The 14,098-nt window shown below is 67.1% G+C and carries 9 protein-coding genes and 1 riboswitch; of the genes, 7 read left to right on the top strand and 2 right to left on the bottom strand.

The window, feature by feature from the left end:
- Nucleotides 1-86: 86 nt before the first annotated feature.
- Nucleotides 87-2,057 (top strand): M13 family metallopeptidase, encoded by a 1,971-nt coding sequence (locus ACQE2J_RS17640; RefSeq protein ID WP_135540753.1) that lies wholly within the window; start codon nucleotides 87-89, stop codon nucleotides 2,055-2,057.
- 86 nt (nucleotides 2,058-2,143) lie between these two features.
- Here ACQE2J_RS17640 and ACQE2J_RS17645 read toward each other — a convergent pair whose 3' ends face one another.
- Nucleotides 2,144-3,751: a DUF1684 domain-containing protein gene (locus ACQE2J_RS17645; RefSeq protein ID WP_240689941.1), complete on the bottom strand. Its 1,608-nt coding sequence runs from the start codon at nucleotides 3,749-3,751 to the stop codon at nucleotides 2,144-2,146.
- Nucleotides 3,752-3,885: 134 nt separating this feature from the next.
- Between ACQE2J_RS17645 and ACQE2J_RS17650 the strand changes: the two genes are divergently transcribed.
- The 4 genes from ACQE2J_RS17650 to ACQE2J_RS17665 all read left to right on the top strand — a co-directional run bounded on the left by ACQE2J_RS17650 (nucleotide 3,886) and on the right by ACQE2J_RS17665 (nucleotide 9,794).
- Nucleotides 3,886-5,190 (top strand): M18 family aminopeptidase, encoded by a 1,305-nt coding sequence (locus tag ACQE2J_RS17650; RefSeq protein ID WP_135540751.1) that lies wholly within the window; start codon nucleotides 3,886-3,888, stop codon nucleotides 5,188-5,190.
- Nucleotides 5,191-5,318: 128 nt separating this feature from the next.
- Nucleotides 5,319-5,427: riboswitch (TPP riboswitch) on the top strand.
- Nucleotides 5,423-7,249 carry a phosphomethylpyrimidine synthase ThiC gene (gene thiC, locus ACQE2J_RS17655; protein WP_240689940.1) on the top strand — a complete coding sequence of 609 codons (1,827 nt, stop codon included), beginning with the start codon at nucleotides 5,423-5,425 and terminating at the stop codon, nucleotides 7,247-7,249. (Overlaps the previous riboswitch by 5 nt.)
- Nucleotides 7,250-7,258: 9 nt before the next feature.
- Nucleotides 7,259-8,050: an amidohydrolase family protein gene (locus ACQE2J_RS17660; RefSeq protein ID WP_426936763.1), complete on the top strand. Its 792-nt coding sequence runs from the start codon at nucleotides 7,259-7,261 to the stop codon at nucleotides 8,048-8,050.
- Between the two features lie 31 nt (nucleotides 8,051-8,081).
- Nucleotides 8,082-9,794: an ABC-ATPase domain-containing protein gene (locus ACQE2J_RS17665; protein ID WP_135540747.1), complete on the top strand. Its 1,713-nt coding sequence runs from the start codon at nucleotides 8,082-8,084 to the stop codon at nucleotides 9,792-9,794.
- A 107-nt stretch (nucleotides 9,795-9,901) separates the two neighbouring features.
- Here ACQE2J_RS17665 and ACQE2J_RS17670 read toward each other — a convergent pair whose 3' ends face one another.
- Entirely contained in the window at nucleotides 9,902-12,349 is a 2,448-nt protein-coding gene (locus ACQE2J_RS17670) for a thioredoxin domain-containing protein (protein WP_135540745.1), read from the bottom strand.
- Between the two features lie 100 nt (nucleotides 12,350-12,449).
- Here ACQE2J_RS17670 and ACQE2J_RS17675 point away from each other — a divergent pair, with 100 nt between their 5' ends.
- Both ACQE2J_RS17675 and ACQE2J_RS17680 read left to right on the top strand, forming a co-directional pair.
- Complete coding sequence (locus ACQE2J_RS17675; RefSeq protein WP_135540743.1) at nucleotides 12,450-13,448, top strand: hypothetical protein; 999 nt, start codon at nucleotides 12,450-12,452, stop codon at nucleotides 13,446-13,448.
- 173 nt (nucleotides 13,449-13,621) lie between these two features.
- Nucleotides 13,622-14,074, top strand: coding sequence for a pyridoxamine 5'-phosphate oxidase family protein (locus ACQE2J_RS17680; protein WP_135540741.1), 453 nt, complete (start codon nucleotides 13,622-13,624; stop codon nucleotides 14,072-14,074).
- The last annotated feature ends 24 nt before the right edge of the window (nucleotides 14,075-14,098 follow it).

Raw genomic sequence — 14,098 nt, forward strand, 5'->3', positions numbered from 1 at the left:
TCAACGATCTGCGGCGGGCGGCCGACCGACGGACGACGTCGGAAACTCCAGCGCAGAACCCCTGCTGATCACGATACTGTTGCACCATGACTTCTGAAACTTCTTCCGCCTCGGTGCGCCCTCAGGACGACCTGTACCGCAACATCAACGGCGAGTGGATCGACGCGTTCACCATCCCCGACGACCGGGCCGGCGACGGTGCCATGCGCGAGCTCTTCGACACCGCCGAGACCAAGGTCCGCGACATCATCACCGCCGTCTCCGACGCCCCACAGGAACCCGGTTCCGAGGGCCAGAAGGTCGCGGACCTCTTCACCTCGTTCATGGACGTCGACCGCATCAACGAACTCGGTGTGACCCCGCTGGACTCGACGTTCACCGCCATCGACGCCGCCGAGGACAAGTCCGAGCTCGCGGCCCTGCTGGCCCGGCTCGAGATCGAAGGCATCGGCGGAGTGCTCGGCGGGTACGTCACCGCCGATGCGAAGGACTCCGACGTCTACGCCCTCTACCTCGTCCAGGCCGGCATCTCCCTGCCCGACGAGGACTACTACTTCAACGACGACCACGCCGAGGTGCGCGCGAAGTTCCTCGCCCATGTGAAGAAGATGTCCGCCTTGGCCGGGCTCGGTGAGAAGTCCGGGATCTCCGACGCCGAGGTGGCCGCGAAGGTCATGGCGTTCGAAACCGAGATCGCCCGCCACCACTGGGACCGGGTGGCCTGCCGCGACGCCGAGAAGACCTACAACAAGTACTCGATCGCCGAACTGCGCGACCTCGGCCCGGAGTTCGACTTCGACTCCTATTTGGGGCTGCTCACTGCCGAAGCCACCGACCTCAAATACCTCGTGGTCTCTCAGCCGTCCTTCGTCACCGGCATGGCCAAGGTGTGGGCCGAGACCGATATCGACACCCTCAAGACCTGGCTGCGCTTCGTCGTCGTCTCCGACACCGCGTCCCTGCTGGCCGATGAATTCGTCGAGGAGAACTTCGACTTCAACGCCCGCACGCTCTCGGGCACGCCGGCGCTGCGGGAACGCTGGAAGCGCGGGGTCGGGCTCGTCGAGTCCCTCCTCGGCGAGGCCGTCGGCAAACTCTATGTCGCCGCCGAGTTCCCGCCCGAAGCCAAGGAAGCCATCGACCACCTCGTGGGCATGCTCATCAAGGCCTACGACAAGTCGATCCGCGAGCTCGACTGGATGAGCGAGGAGACGAAGGACCGTGCGCTGGTCAAGCTCTCGAAGTTCACCCCGAAGGTCGGCTATCCCGAGGTGTGGCGGGAGTACCCGGCCGCGATCGATTCCTCGGATCTGGTGGGCAACGTCCGCCGCTGCGCCCAGGCCGAACACGTGCGGCAGGTGCGCCGCATCGGCGGAGGCATCGACCGGACCGAATGGCTGATGACCCCGCAGACGGTCAACGCCTACTTCCACCCGGTGATGAACGAGATCGTCTTCCCCGCCGCGATCCTCCAGCCGCCGTTCTTCGATGCCGCAGGTGATGTGGCGGCGAACTTCGGGGCGATCGGTGCGGTCATCGGTCACGAGATCGGGCACGGCTTCGACGATCAGGGTTCGCGCTACGACGGGGACGGCAACCTCGTCGACTGGTGGACGTCGGAGGATCGGGAGCGTTTTGAGGAGCGCACGAACGCGCTCATCGCCCAGTACGAGGCACTGGTTCCGGCCGGTCTCGATGACGCCCAGCATGTCAACGGGGCGCTGACGGTCGGGGAGAACATCGGTGACCTCGGCGGTCTGTCGATCGGGTGGAAGGCTCTCGAACTCGAACTCGGTGAGCGGGCCGGGACTCCCGGTGTGCCAGTGGCGCCGAGCCCGGAGCAGGCGAAGGCGTTCTTCGAAGCCTGGGCGAAAGCGTGGCGGTCGAAGATGCGCACCGAGGAGCGCGTCCGCAGGCTCTCGATCGACCCCCATTCGCCGGAGGAGTTCCGCTGCAATCAGGTCGTGAAGAACATGACGGCCTTCCACGACACCTACGGCGTCAGCGAAAGCGACGGCATGTACCTGGCTCCCGAGGAGCGCGTGACCATCTGGTAACCACTCCCCCTCCCATTGCTACCTGACGGCGGCCCAGCAACCTCGCGCGAAGTTGCTGGGCCGCTGTCAGGTAGTTCTGGGGGTGGTCAGCGGTGGCCGCGGATGAGGTGGACCATGCGGAAGTCGAATTCCTGCCAGCTGGTGATCGGAGCGTCGGCCTGCAGCGCGGCTTCGAAATCCTCGACCTCGGTGAGCTCGGATTCGAGCGGAATGTCGAAGGGCATCTCCACATACAGCAGCCCACTGGCGTCGGTGTGGACGACATCGAACCCGGCCTGCTGCGGTTCGAGTTCGTTATTCATCACGATGAGCAGACGATCGTCCGGCGCCTGGTATTCGACCTCGATGCCGTCGTTGTAGCCCTGCTGCGAGCGCAGTTCCCGCTGGGCCTGAATGACGAACGCCGAGTACGCTCCGATGCCGATGACCGGGATCCGTGAGGTCAGCGCTTCGGTGGCGACGTCGATGAGCCGCGATCGGGCCTTGCGCCCCAGCGGGCTGAGGTCGCCGCCGGACATCGCGACTCCGTCGAAGCCGACGAGCGAGACCCGACCGTCATCGTGGTTCGGGTTGAGGACCGTGATGTCGAGGCCGAACCGGGAGTACCAGGGCCGGGTCACCTCGGCGCTCTCTTCGTCCCACCACACGTAGAACAGGAACGGCACGTTGATCCCGGCTTCCGAGAAGAAGAACGGGGGACGCCGCTCACCCGCCGTGACCTCGAAGGGCACGACGTTGCCCTCGATCGGGGCGGGGCAGGTCGCGAACGAGGTGAACGCGAAGGGGTAGTTGACCGCGCGGTTGAAATCGATGACGAGCGAGCCGTCCTGATTCGGCACTCCGAGGTCGATCGTCCGCCACGCCGAAGTGGTTGCCCCGTTCGTTCCATCGTGGAAGTCCAGGTGGAGCCCGGTCTTCGGGCACCCGGTGGCAAGCAGTGTGACCTCGCCCTGCTGAGTTTCGAAGGTCACGGTTCCCGCGGCTTGGGTCTGCAGCTGCAGATCCTCCTGCGCGGTTTCGATCGTATGGGTCGGGAACGGGTCGAACCGGGTGAACCGGGCGAGGAAGACGAAGTCTGGGTTCGGGTCGAAGACCGGGACTTCGAAGAATTTGCCCAGCAGCGGCGATTTCGAATCGCGCACACGCACACCGAGGCGGCCGCCCCGGTCGATGAGCTCGTAGAGGACATTGCCGACGGTGAACCAGTTGAGCGATCCCCCGGCCGGCAGCTTCGCGGTGAAGCCGTTGTCCTCGACACGCACCTGCGGTCGGGCTGGGGCCGAGTCATGACCCGCGGTTCCGGCCTCGGCCGCACCGGCATCTGCGGAGGCGTTGTCAGCGGCAGAAGCTCCTGTGGCGGCGTGGTCTGTCACAGCAGGCAGGGTCGAGGTGTCGCTGGGCACCGAGGGGCTCGTCGCTCGGACCGCACCGCCGCCTGTCCCGGCACCCGCACCGCCGCCGGCGGCTTGGCTCAGCAGGTCGAAGGTCTCGGCAGCGGGACCGGCATTGATTCCGGAGTCGAGGGCGACGGTGACCCAGCCGTCCTCGACGGTGAAGGTGCCGGGGGCATCGGGCCAGGTGGACTCGACGTCGAGCCAGTGCAGTCCGACGACGCTGAGCCAGCCGAACGGTTTCGCCAGTGCCGAGTTCCGTGAGTCGCGCCAGGTGTTCCACTCCGTCACGAACTGGTTCACGTCGAACACTCCTTGCCGTTGCTGTTGCGGGCGCAGGATCCCTGCCGCCGCCTTACCCTCGGAACCGATGTCTGACCGGTGCCTGAGGCCTTGTTCCTTGTCATCCAAACTACCGCAAACGATAGGCTGGGGAAATGAGTGAATCACACCCGGACCCGGTTGTCGCCGCGCAGACAGCGGCCGACCTCGGCGACTTCGTCAGTGCCTCCCCCAGCTCCTACCACGCCGTAGCCACCGCAGCCGCCCGTTTGGAGCAGGCCGGTTTCTCCCGCCTCGATGAGGCGAGCGCATGGGCGTTGACGCCCGGATCCGGCCATTTCGTCGTCCGCGACGGTGCGATCATCGCGTGGATGAATCCCACGACCACCGCCGAGGCAGTCCCCGGGTTCCGCGTGTTCGGATCCCACACGGATTCCCCGGCCTTCAAACTCAAACCCGGGGACGAATACACCGCCGAGGGCATGCGCCAGGTCGGAGTGGAGATCTACGGCGGTCCGCTGCTGAATTCCTGGCTCGACCGGGAACTCGCGTTCGCCGGTCGCCTCAGCCTCGCCGACGGCCGGGTCGTGCTCGCCCGCACCGGTCCGATCGCGCGCATTCCGCAGCTGGCAATCCACCTCGACCGGCAGGTCAATGACGGTCTGGCCTTGGACAAGCAGCGTCACACCGCTCCCGTGATCGGCTTGGCCGATCTCGCCGAGGCCGACGTCATCGAACTGCTCGCCGCTTCCGCCGAGGTCGATCCCGAGGCGGTGGTCGGTCACGACGTGTACACCGTCCCCACCCAGGAGCCGGCGCTTTTCGGTGCACGTGAGGAGTTCTTCGCCTCGCCGAGGTTGGACAACCTTCTGTCCGTCCATGCCGGGGTCACTGCACTGACGAGTCTCGACGCCGACTCGGTCGAAGGCATTGCGCTCTTCGCCGCCTTCGACCACGAGGAGATCGGGTCGAACTCACGCTCCGGTGCGTGCGGACCGTTCCTCGCCGATGTCACCGAACGCATCATCGCCTCTCTGCTGCCGGACTCGACGCGCAGCGACTATCTGGCGTCGCTGGCGGCATCGGTGTGCGTGTCATCGGACGCCGGGCATGCCGCTCACCCGAACTATCCGGAACGCCATGATCCGCATGTGCGTCCCCGCCTCGGCGGCGGTCCGCTGCTCAAACTCAACGCTCAGCAGCGGTACGCCACGGATGCTGTGGGCACCGCAGTGTGGTCGCGGGCGTGCACGGCCGCCGGCGTCGACTACCAAGACTTCGTGTCGAACAATGCGATGCCGTGCGGGTCGACAATCGGTCCGCTCACGGCGACACGCCTGGGCATGACGACCGTCGACGTGGGCCCGGCCCTGTATTCGATGCATTCGGCCCGCGAAATGGTCGCGGTCGCCGATGTCGTCGCCCTCGGCAGAGCCGCGACGACGTTCCTCCAAGGCTGATGCTCCTGCAGAACTGATGCGGCAGCGTCGTTTCGCTGGAGCTGTTGTCCTCCGTGGAGGCACCCTCCGTGGAAGCACCCCCGCCTCGGCGGGGTTTGTCCTCACCGCTGTCGACGTGATACGAATTGCACGACCCCACGGGAGCCCTGCAGAAGGGCTGAGATCGGACTGGATCGTCCGAGACCGTAGAACCTGATCCGGTTGATACCGGCGTAGGAAGCGAGGACTGCAGATGACTGCGTTCACCCCTGAAACACCTGTCCCTGCCACGGCTTCGGCCACCGTGCCCAATGCGAAGAACTCCACGAACGATTTCACGATCGAGCAGTATCCGACGCATTCTCCGGCGTGGCTCGAGGATGCCGAGCACGACATCCGCGTTCCCGTCACCCGCATCGAACTCGAGGACTCCGACGGACGGACCAACGCTCCCGTCCACGTCTACCGCACCGTCGGCCCTGGCAGCGTCCCCGAGGAAGGACTGCCGGCACTGCGGTTCCCCTGGATCGAGGGCCGCCTCGACACCGAAACCTACGCCGCCCGCGGACACCGCATCGCCGATGACGGTCGCGCTGCCGTGCGCCGCGGAGCGCCCTCACAGCAGTGGAGGGGTCGCAAACCGGTCCCACTCCGGGCCAAGCCCGGCCGGACCGTGACCCAGATGCACTACGCCCGGGAAGGCATCATCACCCCGGAGATGCGCTTCGTCGCCCTGCGCGAGCAGTGCGATGTCGAGCTCGTCCGCTCGGAGCTCGCCGCCGGCCGCGCGATCATCCCGAACAACATCAACCATCCCGAGTCCGAACCGATGATCATCGGCAAGGCCTTCCTTGTGAAAATCAACGCGAACATCGGCAATTCCGCGGTCACCAGCTCCATCGCCGAGGAGGTGCAGAAGCTGCGATGGGCCGCGAAGTGGGGTGCCGACACCCTCATGGACCTCTCGACCGGAAACGACATCCACACCACCCGAGAGTGGATCATCCGCAACTCCCCCATCCCCATCGGCACCGTCCCGATCTACCAGGCCCTGGAGAAGGTCGACGGCGAGGCGAACGCTCTGACCTGGGAGATCTATCGGGACACCGTCATTGAGCAGTGCGAGCAGGGCGTGGACTACATGACCGTCCATGCCGGCGTGCTGCTGCGCTACGTGCCGCTCACGGCCAACAGGGTCACCGGGATGGTCTCCCGCGGAGGCTCCATCATGGCTGGCTGGTGCTTAGCCCACCATGAGGAGAACTTCCTCTACACCCACTTCGACGAACTCTGCGAGATCTTCGCCCGCTACGACGTCGCGTTCTCACTCGGCGACGGGCTGCGGCCGGGCTCGATCGCCGATGCCAACGACGCCGCCCAGTTCGCCGAGCTCGACACCCTCGCCGAACTCACCGAACGCGCGTGGGCCCACGACGTCCAGGTCATGGTCGAAGGCCCTGGGCACATTCCGCTCCACCTGGTGCGCGAGAACGTCGAACGCCAGCAGAAGCTCTGCCACGGCGCCCCCTTCTACACCTTGGGTCCGCTCGTGACTGACATCGCACCCGGCTACGATCACATCACTTCGGCGATCGGGGCGACCGAAATCGCCCGCTACGGCACGGCGATGCTCTGCTACGTCACCCCGAAGGAGCACCTCGGCCTGCCCGACCGCGACGACGTCAAGACCGGGGTCATCACCTACAAGATCGCCGCTCACGCCGCCGATGTTGCGAAGGGCCACCCAGGCGCGACTGCCAGAGACGATGCACTGTCGAAGGCACGGTTCGAGTTCCGGTGGCGCGATCAGTTCGCCCTCGGCCTCGATCCGGAGACCGCCGAGGCGTTCCACGACGAGACGCTGCCGGCGGAACCGGCGAAGACCGCCCACTTCTGTTCGATGTGCGGGCCGAAGTTCTGCTCGATGCGCATCTCCCAGGACATCCGTGACACCTACGGCAGTGCCGAGGCGCAGGCCGCGCTGGCAGGCATGCGGGAGAAGAGCCGCGAGTTCCTCGCTGCGGGCGGCACGGTGTATCTTCCCGAGCCGACTGTCGGCCCCCGGGCGCGGGTTCGGTAGGTTGGTTCCATGGGAGAGCTTCAGCGTGCTTTCGACGCGCACCTGCATATCATCGACCCGGATCATCCGCTGATCGAGAACAACGGCTATCTGCCGGACCCGTTCACGGTCGCCGACTACCGATCCCGCCTGCAGAGCCTGGCGGAGGTCGGAGTCGAGGTCGCCGGCGGTGCTGTGGTCTCCGGTTCGTTCCAGGGCTTCGATCAGGGGTATCTCCTCGCCGCGCTGCGCGAACTCGGCCCGAACCATGTCGGCGTCACCCAGCTGCCGGCTGAGACCAGCGACGATCAGATCCGTGCCCTCGACGTCGCCGGCGTCAGGGCGCTGCGCTTCAACATCGCCCGTGGCGGTTCCACCGCTCTCGAGGCTCTCGACACCTTCGCCCGCCGGGTCTTCGACCTCGTCGGCTGGCATGCGGAGCTCTACATCGACGCACGCACCATCGATGCCGAGCTCGCCTCCCGCATCGCCTCCCTGCCGGCTGTGAGCATCGACCACCTCGGCATGCACGCCGAGGGTCTGCCCACTCTGCTGCGCCTCGTCGAGGCCGGGGTGAAGGTCAAGGCCACCGGTTTCGGGCGGGTGGAGCTCGATCCCGCCGAGGTTGTCCGCCGCATCGTCGACACGGACCCGGGCGCACTGATGGTGGGCACGGACCTGCCGTCGACCCGTGCCCGCAGACCCTTCGCCGCTGCCGACTTCGCGCTCATCTGCGAAGTCCTCACCGCTTCCGAGGCCGATGCCGTGTTCTGGTCCAATGCGGCGCAGTTCTACGGCATCGGACCCGAAGGGGGCGAGTAAGCAGTCATCTCCGACCAGTAGCATGTGTCCAATGAGTTCACGTCAGTCGAATCTCGCATCCACTCTGCACAGCCTCGACGGTCGCAGCTACGGCAATCTCAAGCAGATCCGCGGCCGTTACAGCTTCGGACCGGTGACGCTTTTCATCGACCGCGTCCAGGCCGATCCCTTCGCGTCACCGTCGAAGGTCCGCGTCCGAGTCGACCGGGCCGATGCCAAGCTCCCGCCGGAACTGACCACCGATCGTGCCGACCGGATCGCTGCGGCCGACTATCTTCTGCGGGCCGGCAACATGATCCTCGCAGACCTCAAACAGCGCGCCCTCATCCTCGGTCAGCCGGGCCAGGAGATCCTCGAGAGGACGAACATCCTCATCGACGATGCCGGCTTCGAGGCACGACTGCTGGTCAATCTGCCGGCCCGCGGTCGGCGCATCCTCGGCCATCAGGCCGCCGACATCCTCACCCGCGACCTTCCGAAGCTCGCCGAAGCACTGTTCCTCTTCGACCGCTGGCCGGCTTCCGGCTCCCCGTCCGCCCACGCCCTGGAGGCGCACGTCCAGCTGCACAGGGATCAGTTGGAACTGCGCGATCACCTCGGCGAGGTCGAGCTGGTCGGATTCATCGGCAATGGTGCGGTCCTGCCGCGTGTCTCCGGGGATTCGGACCGGCCGATGGATGTCGAGACTGCAGTCTCCTTCACCTCCCCTCCGGAACTCGAGCACACGGTCGATCTGTCGAGCGGGCGCAGCCTCACCGGTATGGGCATTCCCCGTGGTGTCACCGTCATCGTCGGCGGCGGGTACCACGGCAAGTCGACGATTCTGCGCGCTCTCGAACGCGGTGTCTACCCGCATATCGCGGGCGACGGACGCGAGTGGGTCATCAGCGACCCTTCTGCCACCTCCATCCGAGCCGAGGACGGTCGGGCCGTGACCGGCGACGACATCTCGGCGTTCATCAACAACCTACCGTCGGGGACTGACACGAGATCGTTCTCGACGACGAACGCGAGCGGGTCGACCTCACAGGCGGCCAACCTCGTCGAAGCGGTCGAAGCCGGGGCGCAGACCCTGCTCATCGACGAGGACACCTCGGCGACGAACTTCATGATCCGCGACGAGCGCATGCGGAACCTCATTCCTGCCGAGCGGGAGCCGATCACCCCGTTCGTCGACCGCGTCCGCCCCCTGCTGACCAGGCAGGGCGTCTCCACGGTGCTCGTCGCCGGCGGGTCGAGTGCGTTCTTCGAGGTCGCCGATCACGTCATCGCTCTCGATGCCTATGTCCCCCGCGAGGTCACCGAAGAAGCGCACCGTCTCGTCGGTGTCACCGCCCACGGCCTCGCCACGGATTCGGACGCGTCCGACCCCGGTTTCGTCACGTCACCGCGCGTACCGACGGCCCGGGCCCTGCGCCCATCGTCGAAGACGAAGTCGGCCCGTGCGAAGGGCTCCGATCGAATCCAGTTCGGCCGCAGCTTCATCGACCTCATCGCCGTCGCTCAGCTCGTCGACGCCCAGCAGACCGCCGGGGTCGCCGAGTCGCTCGAGCACCTCGCTGAGGTCTTCGACGGACGCACCTCGCTGACCACAGCCCTCACCGAGCTCGAGAGCATGCTCGACGCCCAAGGCATCGACGCAGTCACCGGCCACCGCGACCACCCGGGCCATCTGACCCGGCCCCGCGCGCAGGAGATCGCCGCCGCCCTCAACCGCTACCGCGAGCTCCGCCTGGAAAGCTGACCGTCCCCGAGGCGACGCGCGGCTTTCCGCTGAACTCAGCAATCCGTCCGGCTCAGCAATCCGTCGAGCTCGGCTTTCCGCTGAACTCGGCTACCCGTCCGGCTCGGTTACCCGGCCACCAGTGCCGAGAGTTCGGCAGCAGTCCCAACCGGCAGGGAGCACGACGTACCCCGGCAGACGATCGCTGTCCCCGCGGGGACGGCGACCTCGCCGCCGTCCGGTCCCGGCACTCCGGTCGAGTCCGCGAGCAGGGTGAGGGATGGGTGCCGGGCCGCGGCTGCCCGCAGACTGGCGTCCGTGGTCGCGACCCGCACGGATCCGAGGGCCCGTTCGGCCTGCCAGAGTGCGTGCCCGCAGCCGCGCGGAGCCTGACCGGCCAGCGCCCGATAGACGCCGAGGAGTCGGTCCCGCAGCTCGAGCAGCCTCCCCGTCTCCAACAGGGCACTCCCGCTCGTCGCCTCCGAGCCATCGGATCCCGCATCGCCCGCAGCCGCGGCGGACGCATCTGCACCCACCACCGCGTCGACGCCGAGTTCGGCGAGCAGCAGCACGACCTCGGCAGCTGCCGACCGACCCGAGGGGACGGTGTTGTCCACCGGGTCCGCCGACTTCACGTCGATGATTCCGTCACCGAGCGAATCGACGACCTCGAGGATCCCGTCCTCACTGTCGGCGGTGAAGTCATCGAGCATCTGCGCACTCGCTGTGACCAGGACATTCACCGGCACCGAGGCGGCCCCGCCCGGCAATTGCCGGACCGTGATCCCAGCGGTGATGAATTGCGCCCGATCGGCAAGCCCGCCCCGTCCTGGGCCCGGCTCTCCGTCGGTGAAGCTGCGCCGCACATCGAACCCGGCCGAGCCGGCTGCGTCCACTGAATCGGACGCCCCCGTCCGCTCGAACCGTTCGTGCATCGCTTCCCAGAACCGCAGTGCGGTCCTGCCCCACTCTCTCGGATCCGCAGCATCCGACCCTGCACCGTCCGCGCCCGCACCGTCCGAATCCGCACCACCGGCATCCTCAGCACCCGCACCCGTGTACAGCGCCGCCTCGGCGAGGGCGGTGACGGCCAGCGCATTCCATTCGGTGATGATCTTCTCGTCCCGGGCCGGCTGCGAACGCCGTGCCCGCAGCTCGGCGAGCACTTCGCGTTGGCGTCGTGTCGCTTCGATGTCCCAGGGCGCGGGATGATCGGCGTCGAAGGGCACGTCCTCCATTCCGAGCCAGTCGATGATGCGCACGGCCGCGACGACCTGCCCGGACAGTTCCGCGCCGGCCGGCGAGTCGACGAGCCCGAGCAGACCCGCCTGCCCGGCCTGTGCGAACTCCTCGGGGGTGAACACGTAGGCGGCGCCCTCCTCGGACACCCCTGCTTCGCTGAGCGAGTCCGCGTCGAGGGCCGCGATGCAGCCGCCTTCGGTCGTCAAGTCGCTCACCAGGAAGTTCGCGGTGTCAGCGATCTCTCGTTCGGCCAGTGCGAGCCATTTCGACTTCGGGTCGAGGCGGCGTTCGACCTTCGCCCACGCGACCACGGCGCGCAGGTAGAGGGCATTGTCATAGAGCATCTTCTCGAAGTGCGGCACGAACCACTGCCGGTCGACGCTGTAGCGGGCGATCCCGCCGCGCACCTGGTCACGCATGCCGCCGCTGGCGATCCGCGCGAGCGTCCCACGGACGGCGATGAGGCAGTCGAGGACGAGCTCCCCGGTCAGGTGCCCATCCGCGCCGAGCCAACCGAGCCGTCCCTCCGCGCGCACCCGATCCATCGGGTGGGCATCGTCTCCGTCGTCCGATTCCCTCGCCGAGGCGGCGCCGCCGTCCCCGCCCGCCGGGTCGGAGCCACCCGAACCGCTCGCCGAGGCTGTCCCACCCAACCGCACGAACGCGGCCAGGAGTTGGAGCACGTTCATCATCGGCGGGAACTTCGGCGCCCCGCCGAACCCGCCCCACGCCGGGTCATAGGAATCGAGGAGCGCCGCGGCTGCGGAATCGAGCTCCTCGGGACTCAGGGACTCGGCGGCCGCCTCGGCGGGCAGCGCACTCGTCACGGCATCGGCCATCTCGGCCAGTCCGCGGTCCATCCGCCGGGTCATCTGATCGACTTCATCACGGCGATCCGTCCACGTCTGGGACACCGCGGTGAGCACCTGGGTGAACGCGGGCAGTTTCCCGCGCGGAGCCGGCGGGAAATACGTGCCGGCGTAGAAGGGGCTGCCGGCGGGCGTGGCGAAGATCGTCATCGGCCATCCGCCCTGCCCGGTCATCGCCTGGAGCGCGTTCATATAGTTCGAGTCGATGTCCGGCAGTTCCTCGCGGTCGATCTTGATCGGAACGAACCGGTCGTTCATCAGCTTCGCGACCGCCTCATCCTCAAAGGACTCATGTGCCATGACGTGGCACCAGTGGCAGGTGGAGTACCCGATCGAGATGAGCAGGGGAACGTCTCGGCGGGCCGCCTCGGCGAGGGTTTCCGGCGTCCACATCCGCCAGTCCACTGGGTTGTCGGCATGCGCGCGGAGGTAGGGGCTGGTTGAGGCAGCGAGTTCGTTCGGCATGCCCCCAGCGTCTCACTTCCCGCGGGTCGGGGCGAGGCCCGACCACGGAAACCGCCCATCGAAAATAGCAAGGTACCTGGCTTTATGGAATCATGACGGCATGAGCCCAACCCCGAACGATGCCACGGGAGCCGCAGACGATGAGGCTCCGCAGACCGCTCCCGCACCCGTGGACGACAAGACTCTGTCGATCACGGTCGGCGCTTTCGTCGTCTTCATCGCGACCTGGATCGGTTCGAAGATGGCGGGCACGGCCCTGCCTTCGGCTGGTTTCGGCGGGACCGATCTCCGTCTCGCCCAGATCGTGCTCGTCCTCGTCGCCGGAGTCGCCGCCGTCCTCCTCGGGCGCAGCCTGAAGTCGATTCCGCGCAGCGTCTTCCTCGTCATCACCGTCTTCTACTTCGCGTTCGCCGCTCTGGCCGCGGTCTTCACCGGTCAGTTCACGAGCGTCGAAGTCGAATCACGATTCTTCGCCATCGTCCGCCTTGTTCACTTCATCGCCGACCTCATCTATCCGCTGATCGTCGCCCAGGTTCTGGCCGTCACGGTCTCACGAGTCGGGGCTGCGCTCGGTGGCACAGACGTCGACGCGGACTCCGCCGGCACAGACACAGGACGCCTCGAGCAGCGTGCGGCCCGCAGCGGCAGAGCCGCCGCGATCGTCCTCTTCGCCGTGGTCGCCGTCATCATCGTCGTGTGGATTCTGCGCCAGCCGATCACGGCTGAACCATTGCTGTCGCAGTCCGGTGATGTTATCGGCGCCGTTGCCGCAGCCCTCGGCTCTGTCGCCGCGGTCTATGCTCTCCGCGCGGTCGCGGTCGCCCGCTCACTGCCGGCAGAGCAGCCGGCCGTGGGACGCGACCTCAGCCGCACCCGCCCTCACCTGGCGCACACCCTCACCTTCCTCACGATCGCCGCGGGCCTCTACCTCTGCCGCCAGTACGCCATCACCTCCGTCGACTTCGGCGCCGGCCTCGGCGGCGGCTACCCATTCGGGCCGGTGGGCCTGCTCGTGTTCACGATCGGCAGTTTCGGTCTCGCGGTCATCACCTTCGACGCGGTGACGCAGCGCCGGAAGGCCCCCGCCGACCCGAAGTGAACGCACCTCGCCGAGGCGGGGCCGCCTCGGTGAGGGTGAGCGCGTTCCTGAGACCGTGCGATCCGATTGGCGGCACCCTCTTCCCCTGCCCGCGACATTCTTCTACAATATGTAGAAATCAGTGGTGAGGGTGCCGCTTCCGGTATCCGCCCCTGCCGAACGGGAGGCCGACGATGAACGCCGAATCAACCTGGACGCTCGATGCCAAGGAATGCTGGGAACGCCTGCGATCGACTTCTGTCGGCCGCCTTGCCGTCATCGTCGACGAGGCCCCGGAGATCTTCCCGGTGAACTTCGTCGTCGAACATTCCGCGCTCGTCATCCGCACCGGAGAGGGCACCAAGGTCGACGCCATCCGCAGCCGCCCGCGCGTCGCCTTCGAGATCGACGGGCTTGAGGCGGGCACCGCGTTCAGCGTCATCGTCAAGGGCGATGCGAAGACGATCAGTGCTCCCGACGAGCTGCGCGACACCGTCTCCCTCGACGTGTCCCCGCTGCAGCCGGGAACGAAGAATCACTTCATCCGGATCCTCGCCGAGGAGGTCACCGGGCGGTCCTTCCCCGTGACCGATCCCTCGACGTGGGAGACGGAGCTCAGCCACGTGGCCCGCGCACCCCACGAATGACCGTGGCCGGGCCCTCGCATCGTG

Origin of the sequence: Brevibacterium sp. LE-L, assembly GCF_050214925.1 — a bacterium.
Taxonomy (GTDB): domain Bacteria; phylum Actinomycetota; class Actinomycetes; order Actinomycetales; family Brevibacteriaceae; genus Brevibacterium.

Coding starts and splice junctions, on each gene's coding strand:
- ACQE2J_RS17640 (WP_135540753.1), top strand. CDS start 87: ATGACTTCTGAAACTTCTTCCGCCTCGGTGCGCCCTCAGGACGACCTG.
- ACQE2J_RS17650 (WP_135540751.1), top strand. CDS start 3,886: ATGAGTGAATCACACCCGGACCCGGTTGTCGCCGCGCAGACAGCGGCC.
- thiC (WP_240689940.1), top strand. CDS start 5,423: ATGACTGCGTTCACCCCTGAAACACCTGTCCCTGCCACGGCTTCGGCC.
- ACQE2J_RS17660 (WP_426936763.1), top strand. CDS start 7,259: ATGGGAGAGCTTCAGCGTGCTTTCGACGCGCACCTGCATATCATCGAC.
- ACQE2J_RS17665 (WP_135540747.1), top strand. CDS start 8,082: ATGAGTTCACGTCAGTCGAATCTCGCATCCACTCTGCACAGCCTCGAC.
- ACQE2J_RS17670 (WP_135540745.1), bottom strand. CDS start 12,349: ATGCCGAACGAACTCGCTGCCTCAACCAGCCCCTACCTCCGCGCGCAT.
- ACQE2J_RS17675 (WP_135540743.1), top strand. CDS start 12,450: ATGAGCCCAACCCCGAACGATGCCACGGGAGCCGCAGACGATGAGGCT.
- ACQE2J_RS17680 (WP_135540741.1), top strand. CDS start 13,622: ATGAACGCCGAATCAACCTGGACGCTCGATGCCAAGGAATGCTGGGAA.